Below are 22,413 nucleotides of genomic sequence, written 5' to 3' on the forward strand. Positions count from 1 at the left end.
ACCACTGTCCTGGAGAAGAAAAATCCGACTCTCCGATCCCCCAATCCCGGGACCGGCGGAAGGGCGAAGGATCGGCATCGCGCATCCTTGGCGAATTGGCCGGAAGTAGGAAAACCTTGGCCCGGCAAAGAACCTCGTCCGCGCGCGATGCTCGACACCGCTCGGGGATTGCGCAAATGAGGCGAACATGAGCTGGAACACCTTCGGCCGCGTGCTGCGCATGACCACCTGGGGCGAGAGCCACGGGCCCGCGCTCGGCGCGGTGCTCGACGGGTGCCCGCCCGGCCTCTCGCTGGCGGAAGGCGACATCCAGCCGTGGCTCGATGCTCGGCGGCCGGGGCAGAACAAGTTCACGACCCAGCGGCAGGAACCCGATCCGGTCCGCATCCTCTCCGGCACGTTCGAGGGCCAAGACGGCACACAACGCACGACCGGAACCCCGATCAGCCTGATGATCGAGAACGTGGACCAGCGATCGAAGGACTATTCGGAAGTCGCCCGGGCATACCGCCCCGGCCATGCCGATTACGCCTACGACGCCAAGTACGGCTTTCGCGACTATCGCGGCGGCGGGCGCTCGTCGGCGCGCGAGACGGCGGCGCGGGTGGCGGCGGGCGCGGTGGCGCGACTGGTCATCCCCGAAGTCACGATCGAGGCCTACGTGGTCGAAATCGGCGGCGACTCGATCGACCGCGCGAGGTTCGACGCGGCCGAAATCGCCAACAACCCCTTCTGGTGCCCCGATCCGGCCGCGGCCGCGCGCTGGGCGCAGGCGGTGGACGAGGCGCGGCTCGCCGGATCATCCCTCGGCGCGGTGGTCGAATGCGTCGCGCAAGGGGTCCCCGCCGGCTGGGGCGCGCCGATCTATGCCAAGCTCGATGCCGATCTGGCGGGCGCGATGATGGGCATCAACGCGGTCAAGGGCGTGGAAATCGGTGATGGCTTCACCGCGGCGCGCCTGTCCGGTGAGCAGAATGCCGACCCGATGCGGCCCGGCGGCGGCCCGCCGGTCTTCCAAGCGAACCACGCTGGCGGCATCGCCGGTGGCATCTCGACCGGTCAGCCTGTGGTGCTGCGGGTGGCGTTCAAGCCCACCAGTTCGATCCTCACCCCGGTCGAAACCATCGACCGCGAGGGCAACGCGACCGAAATCCGCACCAAGGGTCGCCACGATCCCTGCGTGGGGATCCGCGGCACGCCGGTAGTCGCGGCGATGATGGCGCTGGTGCTGGCCGACCACAAGCTGCTGCACCGGGCGCAGTGCGGCTGACGCCGGGATTATTGTCGCGAAGTTCCAATAGATCGATGTGATTTGCGAATAACTTTCTTGCCAGTCTGAACCCCACAGAACTGCAGCGGAAAGTTTCATGCCGAACTTGATCGACGTCTTTGCCAACGACAGCCCTCGCTCATGCGCGAAAGTGCGATCGAGCGGGTCGCCAAGGCTGATTTTGTCGCTGGCGTTGCTTTTTGCCGGGACGATTGGCGGGGCTGGTCCCGTGGCGGCGCAGGACGTGGTCGAAATGCAGCTCAGCGCGGCGGCAAGGGAGTGCCGGCCGTCCGAAGTATCGGCCCTGTTGGCGAAGGGCGCGGACGTGAACTCGGTGAACTCGGGCGGCTACACGCCCCTCATGCTCGCTGCGGGCGAGGGATGCATCGAAGCGGTCAAGCTGCTGATCGCGGCCGGTGCCGATACCGGCGCGGCACATCCAACGTTCGGCACCGCGACGGCTCAGGCGAAGATGAACCGGCAGGCGAAGGTGCTGGCTCTGCTGGAAGGTGGCGTCCGGTCCGGGCCGACGCCCGCTACGCCGCCTTCGGCACCTCCAACCGAAAAGACGAATAGCGGAGCGACGGCCAGGGAAGCGAACTTCGCGGCAGGTTCCTCCAGGTGGCCGGCGATCGGTCATTACCAGGTGGGGCAGAACGTCATCTATTCGGGCAGTGGCGGCAAGACCTGGGATCGCGGCGTCATCAAGGACATCGATCCCAAGTACGGCTACAGCATCGTCGATGGCCCAAGCGGCAGCTACAGCAATTACTTCGTCGTAGCGCCGGAGCGCGAGCCTTTCTGGACTTCGTACTTCGTTGGCGACTGGCGCATCAGCGTGCCCGTCGCGACGGGCTTGCTGACGGACGGGCGCAATGTCTACCGCACCGTCAGTGGGGGGATGCGACTGCCGCCACTGCGGATTTCCGCCGACGGCACTTATAGCTGGCGGGTCCAGACTTCGTCTGGGGCAAGGACGATCCGTGGGCAGTGGAAGCCCAATCCGGTGGCACCCGGCGTGATCCTCGAGAATGGCGAAAACGACGCAGACTGGCTTGTTTACAACAACACCGACGCGCTCAGCACTCTGGGAGAGACGATCATCCTCTCCAGCGATTGCTGCACGCATTACGATGGCTCACGCCTGAAGTGAGTTACCAAATTTCGTGTTGAGCCCTCCCGTCAGGGAGCGGCAGTTTTCATAAATTCCGCGCGAGTGATTGAAAATTTCGATGCTCGCAATCGCAACAATCGGCTTTGTTGCACTGCAATAATGCCTATCTGCCCCTCGTCAGTTTCACACCCTTCACGCGAGGAGAATTTACGCATGGGTATCGTCGGCAGCCAGATCCAGCCGTTCACCGCCACCGCCTTCCAGGCCGGCAAGGACTTCTTCCAGGTCACCGACGGCGACGTCGCCGGCAAGTGGGCCGTATTCTTCTTCTATCCGGCGGACTTCACGTTCGTCTGCCCGACCGAGCTCGAAGACCTCGGCGAGCATTACGCGATGCTGCAGAAGCTGGGCGTCGAAGTCTATGCCGTCAGCACCGACACGCATTTCAGCCACAAGGCCTGGCATGACACCAGCGACAAGATCGGCAAGCTGCAGTTCCCGTTCCTGGGCGATCAGAACCACGTCCTCGCCCGCAACTTCGGCGTCCTGCGCGAAGGCCAGGGCCTGGCCGACCGCGGCACCTTCGTGGTTGATCCCGATGGCGTGATCCAGCTGGTCGAAATCACCAGCGAAGGTGTCGGCCGCAATGCCAACGAGCTGGTGCGCAAGATCCGCGCGGCCCAGTACGTCCGCAACAACCCCGGCCAGGTCTGCCCTGCCGCCTGGGAAGAAGGCGAAGAGACACTGGCGCCGAGCCTCGATCTCGTCGGCAAGCTCTAAGCACTACCAACTTTTTACCGGGGCGCCTTCCCCCTCCTCTGGCGTCCCGGCAAAAGCCCGAGCCTTGCTCGGGTCGCTGGAAGGCCCGGGGCCAAATCCCCCTCGAAGCAGCTCCGGGCCTTTTTCCCCTTTTTCAATCGAAGGATCACCATGCTCGACGCAGCGATGCAGACCCAGCTCAAGAACTACCTCGCCAACCTGCGCGAGCCGATCGAGCTCGTCGCATCGCTGGGTGACGATGCGAAGTCGGCCCAGACGCGCGACCTGCTGAACGAGATCGCTGCGCTGCACGAGATGGTCAGTGCCAGTTTCGACGGTGATGACGATCGCAAGCCCAGCTTCGTGATCCGCCGCGCGAGCGATCCGGCCCGCTGGGTGCGCTTCGCCGGGCTGCCGATGGGACACGAATTCACCTCGCTCGTGCTCGCGCTGCTATGGGCCGGCGGACATCCGCCGAAGGTCGATCCCGAAACGCTTGAGCAGGTCCGCAATCTCGAAGGCGATTTCGCGTTCGAGATGTATTTTTCGCTCTCGTGCCACAACTGCCCGGACGTCGTGCAGGCGCTCACCCTGATGGCGCTGGAAAACCCGCGCGTGACCGCCACCCTGATCGAAGGCGGCGCCTACCAGGCCGAAGTCGAGCAGCGCGGCGTGCTCGCGGTGCCCGCGACCTTCCTCAATGGCGAGCCGTTCTGGAACGGCAAGATGGAGCTGGCCGAAATTCTCGCCCGGCTGGACACCGGCGCTTCCGCCAAGGCGGCGGCGAAGCTGTCCGAAAAACCGCCGTTCGAAGTATTGGTGATCGGCGGCGGCCCTGCCGGCGTCGCCGCGTCCATCTACACCGCGCGCAAGGGCTTCACGACCGGCATTGCCGCGGAACGCTTCGGCGGTCAGCTCAACGATACGCTCGGGATCGAGAACCTGCCCGGCACCGCCTATACAGAGGGACCGAAACTCGCGGGCGAACTCAAGGGGCAGGTCGAGGCGAACGGGATCGAGCTCATTAACCTCGCCGCGGCCGAGCGGCTCGAGCCCGCGCGGCAGGCGGGCGGGCTGCACTCCGTCCATTTCGCAGGCGGCGGCACGCTCAAGACCCGCAGCCTGATCCTCGCGACGGGCGCGCGCTGGCGCAACCTCGGCGTGCCGGGCGAGGCGGAGTACCGAAACAAGGGCGTGGCATATTGCCCGCACTGCGACGGCCCGCTTTTCAAGGGCAAGCGGATCGCGGTGATCGGAGGCGGCAACTCGGGCGTCGAAGCGGCGATCGACCTTGCCAAGATCGTCGGTCACGTCACCTTGATCGAATTCGATGCCAGGCTGCGCGCCGACGCGGTGCTGCAGGCCAAGCTGCAGAGCATGGGCAACGTCGATATCCTCACCGGCGCGCAGACCACCGAAGTGCTCGGCGAGAACGGCCGGGTCAGCGGGCTCAAGTGGAAGGACCGCACTTCCGGCGAAGAGCGTGAAATCGCGCTCGAAGGCGTGTTCGTGCAGATCGGCCTTGTCCCCAACACCGAATGGCTGAAGGACAGCGGGCTGGAGCTCTCGCCCCACGGGGAGATCGTCACCGACGGCGAGGGGCGCACAAACGTTCCGGGCGTGTTCGCCGCGGGCGATGCGACGACCGTGCCCTACAAGCAGATCGTCGTGGCGATGGGCGAAGGATCGAAGGCCGCGCTCTCCGCGTTCGACTACCTGATTCGCACCGAGGCGCCCGAGGATATTGCTCAGGCGGCATGACCCTTCGCCGCGTCACTTGCACGGGCCGCCGGTAATCGCCCGGTTCGCTTGAACAATCGCACTTAATCGATTGGACGAATAACCCGAACGGCGGCATTCTCTCCTTCTGACGACCCCGAACGGGGCGAGCGAAAGGAGAGGATACGATGGACGCCAAGACCGGTTCGATCGAGGGCGGCTGCCCGGTTCCCCATGACGGCGGCGTGCGCGCCCTGCTGGGACGCACCAACAAGGACTGGTGGCCGGAAATGCTGGCGACCGAGATCCTCAATCCCAACGGCCCGTCGAACCCGATGGGCGAGGACTTCGACTACGCCGAGGCGTTCAACGCGCTCGATTACAACGCGCTCAAGCAGGACCTCACCGCCCTGATGACCGACAGCCAGCCGTGGTGGCCGGCCGACTATGGGCATTACGGCCCGTTCTTCATCCGCATGGCATGGCACGCAGCGGGTACCTACCGCACCGCGGACGGGCGCGGCGGCGCGAATACCGGCCAGCAGCGCTTCGCCCCGCTCGATTCGTGGCCCGACAACGGCAACCTCGACAAGGCGCGGCGCCTGCTGTGGCCGATCAAGCAGAAGTACGGGCAGAACATCTCGTGGGCCGACCTGTTCATCCTCGCCGGCAACGTCGCGATCGAGAGCATGGGCGGGCCGACCATCGGCTTCGGCGGCGGCCGCGCCGACGTCTACGAACCGGAGCGCGACATCTACTGGGGCTCGGAAGACAAGTGGGTCAACCAGGGGGTGCAGACCCGCATCTCGCCCGAGCACGGGATGCACGAGCTCGAAGGACCGCTCGCGGCGATCCAGATGGGCCTCATCTACGTCAATCCCGAAGGTCCGGGCGGCAACCCCGATCCGCTGCAATCGGCGCGCGATATCAAGGCAACGTTCGAGCGCATGGCGATGAACCACGAGGAAACCGTCGCGCTCACAGCCGGCGGACACACCTTCGGCAAGGCGCACGGCAACGGTGATCCGTCGAAGCTCGGCCCCGCGCCGGCGGGAGGCGACCTCTCGGCGCAAGGGTTCGGCTGGGTCAGCACAAACAACAGCGGCTGCGGCGAACACACGGTCACCAGCGGCATCGAGGGATCGTGGGTCAACACACCTACCCAGTGGAGCGAAAACTACTTCCGTCTGCTGCTCGACTACGAATACGAGCTGGTCCGTTCGCCCGCGGGCGCGCAGCAGTGGCAGCCGATCAACCAGAAGCCGGAAGACATGGCGCCGGCCGCGTGGGACCCGAACAAGAAGGTCCCGACGATGATGACCACCGCCGACATGGCGCTCAAGATGGACCCCGAACTGCGCGCGATCAGCGAGAAGTTCCGGCACGACCACGAGGCGTTCAAGGATGCCTGGGCGCGCGCCTGGTTCAAGCTTACCCACCGCGACATGGGTCCCAAGATCCGCTACCTCGGCCCCGAAGTTCCGGCGGAGGACTTCATCTGGCAGGACCCTGTGCCTGCCGGAACGATGCCGTCCGATGCCGATGTGGCGGCGGTGAAGGACAAGATCGCCAACAGCGGCCTGACGGTCAGCCAGCTGATCAAGACTGCGTGGGCTTCCGCCTCGACCTATCGCAAGTCCGATCATCGGGGCGGCGCCAATGGCGCGCGCATCCGCTTCTCTCCGCAAAAGGACTGGGAAGTCAACGAGCCGGAGATGCTGGCCAAGGTCCTCTCGACGCTAGACGGCCTGCGTGGTTCGATGAGCCTGGCGGACGCGATCGTGCTCGGCGGCGTGGTTGGCTTGGAAAAGGCGATCCGCGACGCCGGGTTCAACGTGCCCGTGCCCTTTACCGGCGGCAGGGGCGACGCGACCGAGGAGCAGACAGACGGTGACAGCTTCGCGGTGATGGAACCTGAGGCCGATCCGTTCCGCAACTATGTCGGCAAGAAGAAGCTCGCGGTGCGGGTCGAGGAGATCATGCTCGATCGCGCATCGCTGCTCGGCCTCTCGGTCCCCGAGATGACCGTGCTGATCGGCGGCCTGCGCGTGCTCGGCGCCAATCACGGCGAGCGCGGCCACGGCCACTTCACCAAGCGTTCGGGCCAGTTGACGAACGACTTCTTCGTCAATCTCTATGACATGACCAATGTCTGGAGCGCGGTCGAGGGCTCGGACGACCAGGAGTACATCGCCAAGGACCGCAAGGAAGGCGGCGAAAAGTGGCGGGCCACTCGCGCGGATCTGATCTTTGGCTCCAACTCCGAACTGCGCGCGGTGGGCCACGTCTATGCCGAAAACGGGCACGAGGAGAAGTTCGTGCGCGATTTCGTGAAGGCATGGACCAAGGTGATGGACGCCGACCGCTTCGACCTGAAGTGCGCCAAATACCACAAGTGATCGGACGAACCGCTTGAACGTAAAAGGCCCCTGGCATCGCTGCCGGGGGCCTTTCTCGTTGGCACGAGGAGGACGCTTATTTCATCGCGACCAGCACCACGCCCGCAATCACCACCGCGGCGGCGATGATCCACGCCAGCGCGTTCATCGCATCCCTCGTGCCGAGCCGGTCGAGGTGATCCGCGCGGAACTGCGCATATTGAGGCGCGATCCTTTCGTTACTGGCGAGCATTCCTACGTCGAGCGCGGATGCCTCGCGCATGAACCATGACTTGAGCGCACGGAGCTCTTCATCGGAGATTCCGGGATAGCGCGCGAGCACGCTTTCGATCGGCGCGAGGCCGCCTTCGTGGCGCGGCGCGCCACTGTCTTCATATGACATTGTCTTACCTTGATCTTTCGTTTGGAACGAGGCCCGCGAAGGGCGGAAGATCAGGCAGCGGGGGGACCTGTTGCAGGGCTTGCCGGCCGCAGTTCGAGCGAGAGGTGATGCAGCGGGTCGGCAGGCGCCTGGAAGATCTGCCGGGCGGCGTGGGCCAGCCGCGGCTGTGCAAGAGCCAGTGCCAGGGGGGGCGGCGGCAGCGGGTCCGGCTGGACCTGCGGACGCGGTTCCGCAAGCTGCGCGCGGCGCGCCACCACCGCGACTTCGGCGGAACTCGCGCTGAACGCGGGTCCCTTGTCCGGAGAAACCGGCAACGGCTGGGCCGGCGTGGCCTGCAGCGCGACCACGGCGAGCAGCAGGCTCGCCACGACGCGCAGGCGCAACAGGGAAGGAAGAAACCCGGCCATCCGGTTCGCCTAGCACAGCGGGGCGGCGGAAAAAGGGCGCCCCCGTAAGATGGCGATCAGGGCACCACGGTGGTGAACAGGTATACGCCGAATATCACCAGGTGCACCATGCCCTGCAGAATGGTCGTGCGCCCGGTGGCCAGCGATTGCGTGGTGACCAGCAGGCTGAGCAGGAGCAATGCGGTCCCCTTCGCGCCCAGCCCCAGCGCTATCGGCAGGTCCTGGATAATTGACAGCACGGCCACGGCGGGGATGGTCAGTCCGATCGTCGCCAACGCCGAACCCAGCGCGAGGTTGAGGCTCGTCTGCACCCGGTTGGCGAGCGCAGCGCGGGTGGCGGCGACGCCTTCCGGGAGCAGCACCAGCGCGGCGATGATCACGCCGACTATCGCCCGCGGCGCGCCGAGCGATGCCACCGCCGCCTCGACCGGGTCGGAAAGCTCCTTGGCCAGCAACACCACGGCGCCAAGGGTCACCAGCAGCAGAACAGCGGATGCCAAGGCCGCGCGACCGCTCGGCGCTTCGGCATGGGCGTCCTCGTCCACCGCTAGATGACGTGGCGGGAGGAAATAGTCCCGGTGCCGCACCGTCTGCACGGTAACGAAGGTGCCGTAGAGGATCAGCGAGACGACCGCGACGAAGGCGAGCTGCTCGGGCGAGTAGACCGGCCCGGCCTCGCTGACCGTGTAATTGGGCAGTACGAGGCTGAGGACGGTGAGCGCAGTCAACGTGGCGAGCGTGGCGGCTACCCCGGTGTGCTGGAACGACTGCTCGCGGTGCTTGAGCGCGCCGATCAGTAGACAAATGCCGATCAGTCCGTTCAGGATGATCATCACCGCCGCAATCACCGTGTCGCGCGCCAGCGTGGCCGCGGCTTCTCCGGCGCCGCTCATCAGCGACACGATCAAACCCACTTCGATGATCGTCACGGCAAGCGCGAGGATCAGTGTGCCGAACGGCTCCCCCACCTTGTGGGCGATGACTTCGGCATGGTGGACGGCTGCCAGCACGGCGAGGACGAGCGCCAATCCGCTAACCACGGGAGAGACGGTCCAGGACCAGAGGATCCCAAGCACCGCCCAAGCGACGAACGGGGCGACGGTCGGCCAGTGGCGCATCAGCAAGTGCATCGTTGCCACAGTAGCGAAGCGGGCTTGTCGATCAACGCCCGGCCAAGTCTCCTTCTCAGCCGTGCTTCCTGAGGATGAGATAGAGCGCTCCCTCGCCCCCGTGCCTCCGGTGCGCGCTTCGCACAGCGGCTATGCTCGCCCCATGAGGCCCGGCAGCGAGCCAGTCGAGCAACTTGGCGCGGATCGCTCCACGGCGGTCCGCCCGGTCGGCCGGGTCCACGGGTCGAGGTTTGCCGGCGATGACCAGCACCACTCGCGCGCCGAGCGCACGCGCCTGCGCGAGGCCGGCATCCAGCCGGTCGTGCGCCTGGTCGAGCGTGTGGCCGTGCAGATCGAGGGTGAAGTCCGGCTCGATCGAGCCTGAGCGGAATCGTCGGTCCCAATGGGAGTCAAGCCCGCCGCGCGGCGACGAAGGAAGGGGAGCCCCCCTGGCTGCGTCTGTCACTGCCTTCGCCGGACGAGCCGCGCGAGCCGATCGCGCCGTCTCGAGCGCCTTGGCCAAGTCAATCCGGGTCGGAGCCGGTGCGGGCGTAAGCGCGGGTGCAGGTGCGGGCATAGGTTCGGGACGGGGAGCAGGCTTCGCCTTGCGTGGGCGGAGCGATGCCAGCGGGCGCACCGTCCGCGAGACTTTGGCCCAGGCCTCGGACTCCTCCGCGCTCAAGCCGCGCGGGGGTTTCACTTGCCCGTCAGCCGCTCGACCGTCCCTTTCGGCAGCAGGACCAGCGCGGTGCCGCGCGCGCTCATTCCGCCTGCGATCGCGCGCGCATCGGGGCCGGCGCCCCAGAACGTGTCGAACCGGTTGGCCCCCTTGATGGCGCCGCCGGTATCCTGTGCGATCCACAGCCCGTCCGCTTCGGCGCGGTCCACGTCGAGCCAGACGGGCGCGCCGAGCGGGACATAGGCCGGGTCGGCGGCGACCGAGCTCTCGCGGCGCACCGGAACCTCCAGCGCCCCAAGCGGCCCGTCGCCTTTCAGCTCGCGAAAGAACACCCACGACTGGTTCATTTCCATGATTGCGCGGCCTTCTTCGGGATGGTCGCGCAGCCAGGCCATGATGCCCTGCATCGAGGTGGGATACGCGGTGCCCGGGCCGATCAGCCCGCGCTCCTTCATGACCGCGCCGATGCCCACGTATTCGCGGCCGTTCTGCCCTGCATAGCCGATGCGCATGACCGAACCATCGGGGGCGACCAGGCGCCCGGATCCCTGGATCTGGAGGAAGAACAGCTCGACGGGATCATGCGCCCAGGCGATTTCCAGTCCGCGTCCCGCGAGCGCGCCGGCATCGATCTCGGCCCGGTTGTAATAGGGCACGAACTTGCCGCTGGCATCGTACCGGCCGAGCGGCGCGCGACCGGTGCGCTCGGACTGCGGAATATCGTCGGGCCATCCGCGGACCAGATCGGCCGGCATGGCGTAAACCGGCACGTCGTAGCCCGGCAGGCGGGTGCGGCTGCCGGCGATGTCGGGTTCGTAGTAGCCTGTCGCGAAAGCCGTGCCCTCGCCCACTTTGGCGGTCTCGAAATAACGCTCGAAGAACGCGTTCGCGTCCCCTTCGCCCCAGCCGCGCGCCGCGGTGCATGCCGGCTCCCACTGCGATCCGCTGGTCAGCCCGCTGGCATCGGCGCGCGCGAGCAGCTTCGGGCAGCTCTCCCGGAAGCTCGACAGCGCGGCAAGCGCATCGGCGGGCCGCAACCCCAGCGATGCGACGGATGGTCCGGGCTTCAGGCCCGCGGTGAGCGCATTGGTGGCGACTGGCGCGGGAGGAGTCGGCTCGACCGGTCCCGCGGGGATCATCCGGCAGCCTGCGAGCGCCACGGTCAGCAGCGCGATGGTTGCCGCCAGCCTGACGTGCATGTGCGTCCCCCGTTATCCACCCTGCGGACCGCGCCGCAGAAAGTGCGATCAGCCTTCGTCGGTCTCGTCGAGCTGCCAGTGCGGATCGCTCTCGCGCACATCGCGCTTGAAGGTCCACAAGTCCCGAGTCTCGATCGCATCGTTAAGCGACCCGGCGATCACCGTCCCATCCTTGTCCCGCGTCACGGCAGCGATATCGGCCACGAAGCGCACGGTGATGCGCGCCATCCCGCCGACCAGCTCGGCCGATTCGATCCGGGCGTCCTCGATCCGCACGAGACGGTTGTCGAGCGTTTCGCCCGCCGCCTCGCGATCGGTGATGGCGGAATTGAACCCCGCATAGACATCATCGTCGCACAGCTCGCGCAGCGTTTCGCGGTCGCCTTTCCAGAAAGCTTCCAGGATCATCGCATAGGCCGCTTTCGCGCCATCGAGAAACGCCGAGACGTCGAACCGGCGGTCTGCCGCGGCGATATCGCGCACCCCCCGTTCCACCGCGGGGAGTGCCCCGTCGAGGCCGAGCGGCCGGGCCGGCTGCGCTGCGCGCGCCTGCGGGATGGCAGCGCGCTGGGAGACGCTGTCGACCGGATCGAACCGCGTCGGCACCGGCTCTTCCTCGTGCTCGGCACGTCGGCCGAGCACCGAATAAAGCCGCAGGCCGAGGAAGGCGGCGATCATGGCGAGGATGACGATCTGAAGTATCACGGCCCAATCGGTCTTTCACATGTGCGCGCACGGCGCCGGAGCCGCTGTGCGCATGGTGGTGTAATCGTGCCCTAGATAGGTGCCAATTACAAACGAACAACGCACGAAGTCGCCCATCGGGTGCGCCGTTGCGGCGGTTCGCCAGCGGTGCTAGGCGCGCCGTCCATCAAGCGCGGGCCAACCGCTCGCGCGCCCACCTGCAGGATACCCGCTTATCATGGCCGACGAAGGCGACGTGCTGACCGATCTCAACCTCGATTCCGCAGCGACCGGCAACGGCGCCGACAACCAGCCGGTGGCCGGAATCCTCTCGCAGTACGTGAAGGATCTCTCGGTAGAGAACCCCAATTCGCCCGCGTGCTACCAGTGGCAGTCGGCGCCCAACATCGACCTGCAGTTCAACATCGCCGCGCAGCAGATCAACGAGGAAGTGCACGAGGTCGAGCTGAAGGTACGGGTTTCGGCGAAGGTGGACGAGGGCGACCTTTACCTCATCGAGCTTGCCTACGCCGGGCTGATCGGGCTGCGCAACATGCCGGACGAGCACGTCCACGCGTTCCTCTACGCCGAAGCGCCTCGCCTGCTGTTTCCGTTCGCCCGGCGCGTGATCGCCGACGCGACCCGCGATCTCGGCTTCCAGCCCCTGATGGTCGATCCGATCGATTTTAACGGGCTCTACCTGGCGCAGCTGCAGCGGCGCGCGGACGAAGAGGCGGCAGCCGCCGGCGACACTCCGCCGCCGATGGGCCAGGCCTGATCGCGGCACCCGCCGGCAGGGGCAAGCGGCGGTGATCATTTGAGCAGTCTCGTCCGCAACGTCGGCACGATCGGCGGGCTGACCGCGATCAGCCGCGTGTTCGGCTTCGTGCGCGACATGCTGCTTTCCCGGGTGCTGGGCGCCGGCCTTGCCGCCGACGCCTGGCAGCTCGCCTTCACCCTGCCCAACACCTTCCGGCGCCTGTTCGCGGAAGGCGCGTTCAGCGTCGCCTTCGTGCCGATGTATTCGCGCGCGTTGCACGGCGAGGAAGGAGAGGAAGGCGCCGACCGCTTCGCCGGCGACGTGCTGTCGGTGTTCGTCTGGGTCCTGCTGGGTTTCAGCGCGATCTGCATGATTGCCATGCCCGGCATCGTCTGGCTGCTCGCGCGCGAATACCAGGACGTGCCGGGCAAGTTCGAGCTGTCGGTCTGGCTCAGCCGGATGACCTTTCCCTACCTCGCGCTGGTGAGCCTGGTGGCGATGCTGTCGGGCGTGCTCAACGCGCGCAGCCGCTTCGCCCCGGGAGCGTTCGCGCCGGTATTCCTGAACATCGTGATGATCGCCGGGATCGTCGTCGGCTGGTACCTGCGGGGCGCCGATGGCAGCGACACTGTGGTCGCCTGGGCGCTGGCGGTATCGCTTACTGTCTCGGGCGGGGTGCAACTGCTGTACATGTGGTGGTCCGCGCGGCGAGCCGGGGTACGCCTGCACGTGTCGCGGCCACGCTTCACGCCCGAGGTCAAGCGGCTCGGCCTGCTGATCCTGCCGGCCACTTTCGGGGCGGGCATCTACCAGGTCAGCCAATTGGTGGACACGTTCTTCGCCACCAGCCTGCCGCAAGGCTCGCTGACCTTGCTCAAGCTCGCCGACCGGCTCAACCAGATGCCGCTGGGCATTTTCGGCATTGCTCTTGGAACGGCGATCCTGCCGATGCTGGCACGACATATCCAGCAAGGCGACAAGGGCGAGGCGCAGCGGCTGCAGGCCAACGCAGTCGAAGTGGGCACGCTGCTCACCCTGCCCGCCGCGGCAGCGCTGGCGATCTGCGCGCCCGCATTCGTCACCGCCTTCTTCGTCGGCGGCAAGATGACCCCGGCGGACGGTGCGATCATGGCCGACATCGTCATCGCCCTCGTCTGCGGCCTGCCCGCCTACGTGCTGGTCAAGGTCTTCCAGCCGGCTTTCTTCAGCCGCGAGGATACACGCACGCCGGTTTTCGTCGCTGCCGGATCGCTGGCCATCAACGTCGCGCTCAATTTCTACGTCGTGCCGCGGTATGGCATCGTTGGGCTGGCGGCAGCGACCGCGTTCACGGCGACGCTCAACGTGCTCACCCTCTACACCTTGCTGCAGATGCGCGGCTGGTTCCACCTGACGGGGCGCCTTGCCGGGCGGATCGTCCGCCAGGTCGTCGCTTCGGCCCTGATGGCCGCCTTTCTCTGGTGGCTCATGCCGCGACTGGCCGACCGCTACGGGGGCAACGTGGTCGAGCGGGTATGGTCGCTCGGCCTTCTCGTGGTGAGCGGGATGGCGGTATTCTTCGCCGCCGCCTTTGCGCTCGGCGCGCTCGACAAGGACCTCCTCGCCCAGCTACGGCGGCGGCGCCCGGCCCAAGCGGTCAATCTTTCGGAATAGTTCATGCGAGTCGTCTCCGGCATCCAGCCAACCGGTAACCTGCACCTCGGCAACTACCTGGGCGCGATCCGCAACTGGGTGCTCATGCAGGACAACATGCCGGAAGGGGGCCAGTGCCTGTTCTTCCTGGCCGACTTGCACGCGATCTCCATGCCGCACGATCCGGCCGAACTGCACCGCGCTACTCTGGAAATGGCCGCCGCCCTCGTCGCCTGCGGAATCGATCCGGCGCGCTCCATCCTGTTCAACCAGGCGCAGGTGCCCGCCCATGCCGAGCTCGAATGGCTGCTCAACGGCACCGCCCGGATGGGCTGGCTCAACCGTATGACCCAGTGGAAGGACAAGGCCGGCAAGAACCGCGAAGGCCAATCGGTTGCCCTTTTCGTCTATCCCGTGCTGCAGGCAGCCGACGTGCTGCTGTACCAGGCGACTCACGTGCCGGTGGGCGAGGATCAGAAGCAGCACCTCGAACTGGCGCGCGACATCGCGCAGAAGTTCAACAACGACTTCGCCAGCGCCGATGCGCCGGTGTTTACGCTACCCGAAGCGATCGTGCCCCCCGGCGCGGCGCGGATCATGAGCTTGCGCGACGGCAGCTCGAAGATGAGCAAGTCCGACCCCAGCGACATGAGCCGGATCAACCTCGTCGACGACGCCGACCTGGTGATGCAGAAGATCCGCAAGGCGCGCACCGATGCCGAGCCGCTACCGTCCGAACCGGCGGGACTGGAAGGGCGGGCCGAGGCCGCCAACCTGGTGGCGATTTACGGCGCACTTACCGGCGAATCGACCGAAGAAGTGCTGGGGCGTTTCGGCGGGCAAGGCTTCGGCGTGTTCAAGCCCGCGCTCGGCGAGCTGTTGGTCGAAACCCTTCGCCCGATTTCCCGACGGTTTCGCGAGCTGTTGTCCGATCGCGAGCAACTCGACGCGATCCTCGCCCGCGGCGGGGCCGAGGCGCGCGAGCTTGCCCGGCCCACCCTCGATGCGACCTATTCCGCACTCGGCTTGGTGCGAGGACGAAGCGAGCTGGCATAGACATTGCTTGGCGATCCGTTCAAATTCGGTTCACCGCTCGTACTTTACATCCTGCCGCACAGATGACAGCTTGCGCCTGCCTCGGGGGCCTCGGAAGCTGCGTTTTGCACTTGCATCTAAGGGGTTCGCATCATGTCCATCCTAACTAACTGGGGTCGCAAGCTGAAGCTCGTCGCGGTGCCCATCGCGCTCGGCGCGCTGGCTGCCTGCGCGACTCCGTTCAACGCCAACGTGCAGCGTTATGCCTCGCAGCTTCCGGCGCCGCAGGGCCAGACTTTCGCGGTCGTGGCGGAAGATCCGGCACTCGCCGGCGGTCTCGAATTCGCGCAGTACGCCGATTACGTCGAAGCCAACCTGAACCGGCTCGGCTACATCCAGGCTGCCACGCCCGAGAACGCCGATCTGCTGGTCCGCTTCGATTACGGCGTGGACAAGGGACGCCAGCGCGTTCGCCAGTCGGCCTTCGCCGATCCGTTCTACGATCCCTGGTTCGGCTACCGCCGCTATCCCTACAGCCGGTTCGGCTGGGGTCCGTCGTTCGGTGGCCGCGGATATTGGGGCCGGCCGTGGAGCTACGGGTTCTACGATCCGTTCTTCGATAACGGGCTCGACGTCTACACCGTCTACACCAGCGGCATCGACATGAAGATCGACAACCGTGCCACTGGCCAGCGCCTTTTCGAAGGCAAGGCCGAAGCGGTGTCGACCTCGAACCGTCTGCAGTACCTGGTGCCGAACCTGGTGCAGGCGCTGTTCACCGACTTCCCGGGCCGCAGCGGCGAGACCGTGCGGATCTCGATCGCGCCGGAAAACCAGCCGGTGAAGCGCACTCAGCGCTGATCGCAATTCAGGGACAACCTCGATCGGGGCGGGCTGCAGAGATGCGGCCCGCCCTTTTCTTTGCGTTCAGTCTGACGCAAGCGGGCCCGAAGCAAAGTTGGTGCGATCGATCTCGTAGATGACGTGACGCGCGGGTCCCGCGGGCAGCTGGGTGATGTCGACCCGGTCGGTCAGGCGCCCGCCGATCTTCTCCATCGCCCCGCGCGAGCGCCAGTTCGTTTCCCCCACGCGGAAGACCACTCGCTCCACGCTGGCCAGGGCATGGGCGAGCATCAGGCGCTTCATCTCGGCGTTGTACGTCCCGCCCCAGTGGGAGCGGGCGAGGAAGGTCCAGCCGATCTCGACCGAGCCGCCATCGTCGGGATCATAGTTCTGGAAGCGCGACGAACCGATCATGGCCCCGCTGGACTTGTCGATCACCGCCAGCGCGCCGCCCTGCGCGATGGCATCGTCGAAGTAGGCGCGGAATACCGGCTCTTGCCAGCGGTCATGCGCCGGGTGGACTTCCCAGATCAGCGGGTCCGATGCGACGGCATAAAGCGCGTCCCAATCATCCGGGCGCAACGGCCGCAGGAGCAGCCGCGCACCCTCCAGAGTCGGCTGCCGGTCGATCACTCTTTCGCCACGTCGCCGAGGGCGGCAATGAACTTGTCGATATTGCCCTGCGTCAGGCCGGCCACGTTGATGCGGCCCGACGCGGCCATGTAGATCGCGTGATCGGAGCGCAGCCGCGCCACCTGTTCCTTGTCGAGCCTGAGCATGGAGAACAGCCCGTTCTGCGAGCCCAGCGGCGTGAGGTCCAGGGTGCCCACCTGCCCGGCCGCGGCGAGTCGCTCGCGCACCTGGCGCATGCGCGCGCGCATGGTGTCGAGTTCGTCCAGCCACTGCGCGGTGAGCGCGGGATCGTCCAGAACGAGCCGCACCGCCGCAGCGCCATGATCGGGCGGCATCGACCAGTTGGCCCGCGCCAGCGCCGCCGCATTCGACATGATCGCGGGGAGATCGCCGGCTTCGCGGGCCATCACATAGAGCGCGCCCACGCGGTCGCGGTAGAGGCCGAAGTTCTTGTCGCAGCTATAGGCCACGAGCGCCTCGGGCACCGCGGCGAGGACAGTCCGCAGTCCGAAAGCGTCTTCCTCCATGCCATACCCCAGCCCCTGGTACGCGAGGTCGATGATCGGCAGGATCGGGCTGTCGGACAGTGCTTCGGCAATCTCGCGCCATTGTTCCGGCGTGTAATCGATGCCGGTGGGATTGTGGCAGCAGCCGTGAAGCACGACCGCCTCGCCCTCGCCCGCGCCGCGAATTGCGCCAAGGACCGCCTCGATATTCGCAGTGCCGTCGTCGCAGTCATGGTCGAACGGCGCCATCTCGAGCGGAAGGTCGGCCAGTATCTGCGCGTGGTTCGGCCAGCTCGGCACGCCGAGGTGGACTTTCGACACCCCGGCCGCCTTGGCCAGCGCCACCGCGAGGCGCACCGCGCCGGTACCGCCTGGCGCCTGCATCCCCTGGATCCGCCCGCCCATCGACGGATCGTCGGCGCCGAACACGTAAGGCATCAGTGCCTCGACGAAGCCCATGTCCCCTTCAGGACCGAGATAGGATTTGGACGCCTGCGTCTCGACCAGCCGCTCCTCGGCCGCCTTGATGGCGCCGAACACCGGGGTATCCCCCTGTCCGGTGCGATAGACGCCGACCCCCAGGTCGATCTTGTCGGCCCGGTTATCGGCGGCGTGGAGCTTGATCAGCGCTAGGAGCGCGTCGGGCGATGCGGGGGCAAGGCGTTCGAGCATGGCCGAACGCCTTACTCCAAGCGGTTCGCGCTGCAACTGCTAACGCAAGGTCGCTCGGCTCAGAACGGCAACCAGCGCTGCTTCTTGGAAAACTTCATATAGCCGGCATTGACGCCCAGCCGCAGGCCCGCGCCGACCCGGATGGGAATGAGCACCGTGTTGCCCTTGCGCATGTAAGAGGCGTTGAGCCCGCCAATGACATACGCCGCGCCTTCTCCGGCCGGGAACCGCTCGAACAGTTCCTCGGTGTCGTAGAGGTTGTACACCAGAACGAAGGTGTTGCCCGCGTTCGCGCCGGCGTCGAACCCGATGGAGGGGCCGGTCCAGTAGACGGGCCGCTGGCCTTCGACCTTATGGTAAAGCGTGCCCGAGCCATAGCGCGCGCCAACGATGAAGGCGCCGCCGGCCTCGCGACCGACGATGTAGGCATTGGGCTCGCCCTGCTTCGCCAGCAGGTCCTCTATCATCCGGGCCAGGCCCTCGGCTCCCTTGCCGAATACGCCTTCGGCTGCGCCGATCAGGTCGTCCTTCTTGTAGGTATCACCCTGCGCGGCGGCGACGGCCGGTTCGGCAGCAGCCTGGCTCGCCGCGGCCGAAGGGTCGGCACTCGTGACGACAGGGTCGGCCCAGTCGGCGGCTACTTCCGCCGGAGCATCGGCCGGAGGCGTCGCGGTGTAGGTCGTGCTACGGTCGTACGGCGAAGGCTCGCCCGGCGCTTCGGGCACCTGCGCCAGGTCGGCATCGATGCCGGCGTTGGGATCAATGCTTTGCATCTGGGCCATTGCAGGCGAGGCCGCCAGCACTGCCGCGCCGAGTGCGGCGATCCATCCCTGGCGCACGAAGCGCGTGAGCTTACTCATGATAATTCCCTCCGCCCCCAAGGGGGATATGTCCACGCGCCAAGAGAGTCCTCGCGGGGTGAAGCGGCAATGAACGCGCGACGAAGCGAATCCGAATTGCGGCGAGCCGAGTGGCGAAATGACGTGCCGCCAACCCCTTGCCGCCCCTTCGGCCCGCCGCTATAGGCCCCGCTCGCCGCTGCGATCCGGAGACGTGGGTGAGTGGCTGAAACCAACGGTTTGCTAAACCGTCGTACTGGTAAATCCGGTACCGAGGGTTCGAATCCCTCCGTCTCCGCCACTGCTTCCGCCGTTTTCGTCGCAGCTCAAGCGAGCAGCGCCATCATCGCCGGCATGGCGAAGAGAGCCGCGGAGAACCACGTGATCTCCCATTTCTCCTTCCGGGTCATTGCGAATCCTCCCCGTCGGCGCCGGTGCGTTCGATCCACTTGGCGAACGTCTCGATGAACGACTTGAAGAAGTCGCGGGTATCGCCCGGTACAAGCGCACCGTTCTCGTCGAACAGCGATCCGGCGTTTCCTACATAAGCCTCCGGCTGCTGAAGGATCGGCATGTCGAGAAACACCAGCGACTGGCGCAAGTGGTGGTTGGCGCCGAAGCCGCCGATCGCTCCCTGCGACAGTGACATCACCGCCGCCGGCTTCCCGCTGAAGGCGCTCGCCCCATAGGGGCGCGATCCGACATCGATCGCGTTCTTGAGAACGCCGGGGACCGAGCGGTTGTATTCTGGCGTGACAAACAGCACGGCGTCGCTCACCTTCACCTGCTCGCGGAAGCGCGTCCACGACGAGGGTGGTCCGGCGGCTTCGGCATCCTCGTCGTAATGGGGCAGGTCGCCGATTTCGACGATCGAAAGTTCGATGCCCTCGGGGGCCAGATCGGCCAGCGCGAGCGCGGCTTTGCGGTTGAGCGAATCCTTGCGCAGGCTGCCGACGATCACGGCGACGTTGCGGGTCTTGGTCATTAGATTTTCTCCGATTTTTGAAAATGGCGGCGAGGGAGCGCGAGGGGGGAGGCTCCCTCGCCGGCGGGGATGATGGACTGCGACGGGTTAGCGCGCGTCCACCAGAACCAGTTCGGCATCCTCAATCGCGGTCACTTCGATGCGGGACACACCGGTGATCGCGGCGCCGTCACGGGCGTCGACCTGGACTTCGCCGACCCGGACGCTGCCAATCGCTGGCACGAGGTAGAGGTGACGATCGGGCGACGTCTCGTACGCCACCGTTTCCCCGGCCCTGACCGTCGCGCCGAGCACACGGGCATGGGCGCGGATCGGCAGAGCGTCATCTCCATCGATGCCAGACGCGAGCGGTTCGAAACGGCCGTTGCGGGAAGCCTTGGGAAACGGCCGCGCGCCCCAGCCAGGTTCGCCGCCACGCTCGTCGGGAATGATCCAGATCTGGAAGATCTGCGTCGGCTCATCCTCGAGGTTGTATTCGGAGTGCGTCACGCCGTTGCCGGCCGACATTACCTGAACATCGCCGGCTTCGGTCCGACCTTCGTTCCCCAGGCTGTCGCGGTGGGTGATCGCGCCTTTCCTGACGTAAGTGATGATCTCCATGTCGCGGTGCGGATGGGGGGGGAAGCCGCTTCGGGGGGCAATGGTGTCATCGTTCCACACCCGCAGTTGGCCCCAGTTGACCCGCTCGGGATCATGGTAGTCGGCGAATGAAAAGTGGTGCCGCGCGTCGAGCCATCCGTGGTCGGCGGCGCCCAAGGTGCCGAAGCGTCGAACTTCGATCATGTCAGTCTCCATAATTTCCTGTCGAGACCGATATGGCCCTTGCGGGTATCCAGCATAAGCGCGATAAAACGCGACGAAATGTTCTGGAAATCTGAATGGTGGACGTCGGCAGCCCTACGGTCGATCAGCTGAGGATTTTCCTCGCCGTGGCCGAGCACGGCAGCTTCAATCAGGCTGCACGGAAGCTCGGGCGAGCCCTGTCCGTCATCAGCTACGGCATCGCGGCACTGGAGCTTCAGCTCGGGGTCCAGCTGTTCGATCGGCAGGGATCGCGCAAGCCCAGGCTCACCGAAGCAGGCCGCGCGCTGCTGGCCGATGCGCGCTCGGTGATCGACGAAGTCGACGGGTTGATGGCCCGTGTGCGAAGCGTCCAGCAGGGACTTGAAAGCGAACTCTCGCTGGCAGTCGACGTCATGGTGTCCGGCGCTGCACTTGCCGGCATACTCAGCGACTTCCAGCAGGTGTTCCCTACCGTCGACTTGCGCCTCCACGTCGAGGCTCTGGGAGCGGTTGCGGCCCTTGTGGTGGACCACCGGGCCGATCTCGCGGTGGCCGGGCCCGACATTGTCGACCTGCCGGAACTGCAGCGCCGCGCGCTCGGCAGCGTGATGCTCGCCCCCGTCGCGGCGCCGGGCCACCCGCTGGCCCGAATGAAATCCATCCCCCCCGGCGAGGCGCGCCGCCACCTGCAGCTTGTTCTCACCGATCGGTCGCAGCTGACGGAGGGCAAGGATTTCTCGGTCCTCAGCCCCCGGACCTGGCGCCTGGCGGATCTCGGCGCGAAACACAGCCTGCTGCTTGAAGGGATCGGCTGGGGGAACATGCCGCGCCACCTCGTCGCGTCGGAGATTGCGAGCGGGCGGCTGGTGCGCCTCGACATACCAGAAAACCCAATCGTCGATTACGACCTGTTCGCACTCTGGCGGAAGGACAGCAGTCCGGGCCCGGCAACCAGCTGGATGCTCGAAGCGCTCGAGAAACGTCTCGCGAACGCACCTAGCGCGACCCTGCGGCAGGTTCCGCGCCCGTCTTCCACAGCGAGTAAAGCACCCCGCTAGCGATCAGGATGGCCGTGACCCCGAGACTGAGCACGGGGGGAAACTTGTCTCCGCCGAGCACGAAGTCAGCCACGAATATCTTGCCGCCAATGAACACAAGCACAGCCGCGAGGGCGTACTTCAGGTAGTGGAACCGGTGGACCATCGCCGCGAGCGCGAAATAGAGCGCACGCAGGCCGAGGATTGCCATGATGTTGCTCGTGTAGACGATGAACGGGTCGGTGGTGATAGCGAAGATGGCCGGCACGCTGTCGACCGCGAACACCAGGTCGGCAAGATTGATGACGACCAGAGCAAGGAAGAGCGGGGTGGCGGCGAGCACGAGCTTGCCGGTCCGCTCGTCAGGCTGGCGCACGAAGAAGTGCTGGGCGTGGAGTTCGCGCGTCACCCGCATGTGCGCCGATATCCAGCGCACCGCGGCGTTATTGCCGATATCGGGCTGGTGGTCGCCGGCGAAAAACATTTTCACGCCGGTGACGATCAGGAACCCGGCGAACAGGTAGAGCATCCAGTATGCCTCGGCTACGAGCGCGGCGCCGCCGGCGATCATGATGCCGCGCAGGACGATGACGCCGATGATCCCCCAGAGAAGGGCCCGGTACTGGTATTTTGCGGGGATCGCGAAGTAGCCGAAGATCAGGCTGATCACGAATACGTTGTCGATCGACAGGGCCTTCTCGATGAAGAACCCGGTGTAATACTGCATCCCGAGTTCGCCCCCCCGCTCGGCCCAGATCCACGCGCCGAAGGCAAGAGCGACCGCGATGTAGAAGGCGCTCAGCCTGAGCGATTCCGCGATCCCCATTTCGCGGTCGTCCTTATGGAGAAAACCGAGGTCGAATGCGGTGAGCGCCAGTACGAGGCCCGCGAATACGAGCCAGAACCATGCCGGGGTGCCCAGCAGGTCGAGAGTAAGGAAGTCCATTGCGCTGGGTCCCTGGCAACC

The 22,413-nt window shown here is 66.1% G+C and carries 22 protein-coding genes and 1 tRNA gene; 11 read left to right on the forward strand and 12 right to left on the reverse strand.

The annotated features are described in order from the left end of the window. Positions 1-187 precede the first annotated feature (187 nt). From aroC to katG, 5 genes are all read left to right on the forward strand, one after another. A complete protein-coding gene (aroC, locus tag IEW58_RS09960) occupies positions 188-1,270 on the forward strand; it encodes a chorismate synthase (protein WP_188644974.1) in 1,083 nt (360 codons plus the stop codon). Positions 1,271-1,367: 97 nt separating this feature from the next. After that, entirely contained in the window at positions 1,368-2,423 is a 1,056-nt protein-coding gene (locus IEW58_RS09965) for an ankyrin repeat domain-containing protein (RefSeq protein WP_188644975.1), read from the forward strand. 174 nt (positions 2,424-2,597) lie between these two features. Next, positions 2,598-3,164: an alkyl hydroperoxide reductase subunit C gene (gene ahpC / locus IEW58_RS09970; RefSeq protein ID WP_188644976.1), complete on the forward strand. Its 567-nt coding sequence runs from the start codon at positions 2,598-2,600 to the stop codon at positions 3,162-3,164. A gap of 150 nt (positions 3,165-3,314) precedes the next feature. Beyond that, complete coding sequence (gene ahpF, locus IEW58_RS09975) at positions 3,315-4,904, forward strand: alkyl hydroperoxide reductase subunit F (RefSeq protein WP_188644977.1); 1,590 nt, start codon at positions 3,315-3,317, stop codon at positions 4,902-4,904. 146 nt (positions 4,905-5,050) lie between these two features. Further along, complete coding sequence (katG, locus tag IEW58_RS09980) at positions 5,051-7,261, forward strand: catalase/peroxidase HPI (protein ID WP_188644978.1); 2,211 nt, start codon at positions 5,051-5,053, stop codon at positions 7,259-7,261. 76 nt (positions 7,262-7,337) lie between these two features. Here the strand turns inward: katG and IEW58_RS09985 are convergent, their stop codons facing one another. The 6 genes from IEW58_RS09985 to IEW58_RS10010 all read right to left on the reverse strand — a co-directional run bounded on the left by IEW58_RS09985 (position 7,338) and on the right by IEW58_RS10010 (position 11,742). After that, positions 7,338-7,643 (reverse strand): hypothetical protein, encoded by a 306-nt coding sequence (locus IEW58_RS09985; RefSeq protein WP_188644979.1) that lies wholly within the window; start codon positions 7,641-7,643, stop codon positions 7,338-7,340. A 50-nt stretch (positions 7,644-7,693) separates the two neighbouring features. Further along, on the reverse strand, positions 7,694-8,050 hold the full coding sequence (locus IEW58_RS09990; RefSeq protein WP_188644980.1) for a hypothetical protein: 357 nt from the start codon (positions 8,048-8,050) through the stop codon (positions 7,694-7,696). A gap of 56 nt (positions 8,051-8,106) precedes the next feature. Next, a complete protein-coding gene (locus IEW58_RS09995) occupies positions 8,107-9,180 on the reverse strand; it encodes a calcium:cation antiporter (RefSeq protein WP_188644981.1) in 1,074 nt (357 codons plus the stop codon). Positions 9,181-9,235: 55 nt separating this feature from the next. Beyond that, the gene (locus IEW58_RS14030; RefSeq protein WP_308419274.1) at positions 9,236-9,625 is read right to left on the reverse strand and encodes a Smr/MutS family protein; all 390 of its coding nucleotides are present in this window, start codon (positions 9,623-9,625) and stop codon (positions 9,236-9,238) included. 230 nt (positions 9,626-9,855) lie between these two features. Beyond that, on the reverse strand, positions 9,856-11,037 hold the full coding sequence (gene mltA, locus IEW58_RS10005) for a murein transglycosylase A (protein ID WP_188644983.1): 1,182 nt from the start codon (positions 11,035-11,037) through the stop codon (positions 9,856-9,858). Between the two features lie 48 nt (positions 11,038-11,085). Next, positions 11,086-11,742 carry a Tim44/TimA family putative adaptor protein gene (locus tag IEW58_RS10010; protein WP_188644984.1) on the reverse strand — a complete coding sequence of 219 codons (657 nt, stop codon included), beginning with the start codon at positions 11,740-11,742 and terminating at the stop codon, positions 11,086-11,088. 217 nt (positions 11,743-11,959) lie between these two features. On the opposite strand from IEW58_RS10010, the gene secB reads away from it, so the two are divergent. The 4 genes from secB (at position 11,960) to IEW58_RS10030 (ending at position 16,009) form a co-directional block, all read left to right on the forward strand. Then, the gene (secB, locus tag IEW58_RS10015; RefSeq protein ID WP_188644985.1) at positions 11,960-12,499 is read left to right on the forward strand and encodes a protein-export chaperone SecB; all 540 of its coding nucleotides are present in this window, start codon (positions 11,960-11,962) and stop codon (positions 12,497-12,499) included. 39 nt (positions 12,500-12,538) lie between these two features. Further along, positions 12,539-14,134, forward strand: coding sequence for a murein biosynthesis integral membrane protein MurJ (murJ, locus tag IEW58_RS10020; RefSeq protein ID WP_188644986.1), 1,596 nt, complete (start codon positions 12,539-12,541; stop codon positions 14,132-14,134). A 3-nt stretch (positions 14,135-14,137) separates the two neighbouring features. Next, positions 14,138-15,169: a tryptophan--tRNA ligase gene (gene trpS / locus IEW58_RS10025; RefSeq protein WP_188644987.1), complete on the forward strand. Its 1,032-nt coding sequence runs from the start codon at positions 14,138-14,140 to the stop codon at positions 15,167-15,169. Between the two features lie 132 nt (positions 15,170-15,301). Beyond that, a complete protein-coding gene (locus tag IEW58_RS10030; RefSeq protein WP_188644988.1) occupies positions 15,302-16,009 on the forward strand; it encodes a DUF4136 domain-containing protein in 708 nt (235 codons plus the stop codon). Between the two features lie 66 nt (positions 16,010-16,075). On the opposite strand, the gene IEW58_RS10035 is transcribed toward IEW58_RS10030, so the two are convergent. The 3 genes from IEW58_RS10035 to IEW58_RS10045 are packed head-to-tail and all read right to left on the reverse strand — an operon-like array spanning position 16,076 to position 18,662. Beyond that, positions 16,076-16,621, reverse strand: a complete 546-nt coding sequence (locus tag IEW58_RS10035; RefSeq protein WP_188645764.1) for a GNAT family N-acetyltransferase — start codon at positions 16,619-16,621, stop codon at positions 16,076-16,078. After that, the gene (locus IEW58_RS10040) at positions 16,621-17,802 is read right to left on the reverse strand and encodes an amino acid aminotransferase (RefSeq protein ID WP_188644989.1); all 1,182 of its coding nucleotides are present in this window, start codon (positions 17,800-17,802) and stop codon (positions 16,621-16,623) included. The genes IEW58_RS10035 and IEW58_RS10040 overlap by 1 nt, the downstream gene beginning before the upstream one ends. A gap of 59 nt (positions 17,803-17,861) precedes the next feature. Continuing rightward, positions 17,862-18,662 (reverse strand): DUF1134 domain-containing protein, encoded by an 801-nt coding sequence (locus IEW58_RS10045; RefSeq protein WP_188644990.1) that lies wholly within the window; start codon positions 18,660-18,662, stop codon positions 17,862-17,864. 187 nt (positions 18,663-18,849) lie between these two features. Here IEW58_RS10045 and IEW58_RS10050 point away from each other — a divergent pair. After that, positions 18,850-18,942: transfer RNA gene (locus tag IEW58_RS10050), tRNA-Ser, on the forward strand. 105 nt (positions 18,943-19,047) lie between these two features. On the opposite strand, the gene IEW58_RS10055 is transcribed toward IEW58_RS10050, so the two are convergent. Continuing rightward, positions 19,048-19,626, reverse strand: a complete 579-nt coding sequence (locus IEW58_RS10055) for an NADPH-dependent FMN reductase (RefSeq protein ID WP_188644991.1) — start codon at positions 19,624-19,626, stop codon at positions 19,048-19,050. 87 nt (positions 19,627-19,713) lie between these two features. Beyond that, on the reverse strand, positions 19,714-20,409 hold the full coding sequence (locus IEW58_RS10060; RefSeq protein WP_188644992.1) for a pirin family protein: 696 nt from the start codon (positions 20,407-20,409) through the stop codon (positions 19,714-19,716). Positions 20,410-20,504: 95 nt separating this feature from the next. On the opposite strand from IEW58_RS10060, the gene IEW58_RS10065 reads away from it, so the two are divergent. Beyond that, positions 20,505-21,467, forward strand: coding sequence for a LysR family transcriptional regulator (locus IEW58_RS10065; protein ID WP_188644993.1), 963 nt, complete (start codon positions 20,505-20,507; stop codon positions 21,465-21,467). On the opposite strand, the gene IEW58_RS10070 is transcribed toward IEW58_RS10065, so the two are convergent. Then, the gene (locus tag IEW58_RS10070) at positions 21,406-22,392 is read right to left on the reverse strand and encodes a TerC family protein (RefSeq protein WP_188644994.1); all 987 of its coding nucleotides are present in this window, start codon (positions 22,390-22,392) and stop codon (positions 21,406-21,408) included. The two genes, IEW58_RS10065 and IEW58_RS10070, sit on opposite strands and share 62 nt — an antisense overlap. Between the last annotated feature and the right edge of the window lie 21 nt (positions 22,393-22,413).

This window comes from Tsuneonella deserti (assembly GCF_014644315.1).
In the GTDB taxonomy this organism is placed as follows: domain Bacteria; phylum Pseudomonadota; class Alphaproteobacteria; order Sphingomonadales; family Sphingomonadaceae; genus Tsuneonella; species Tsuneonella deserti.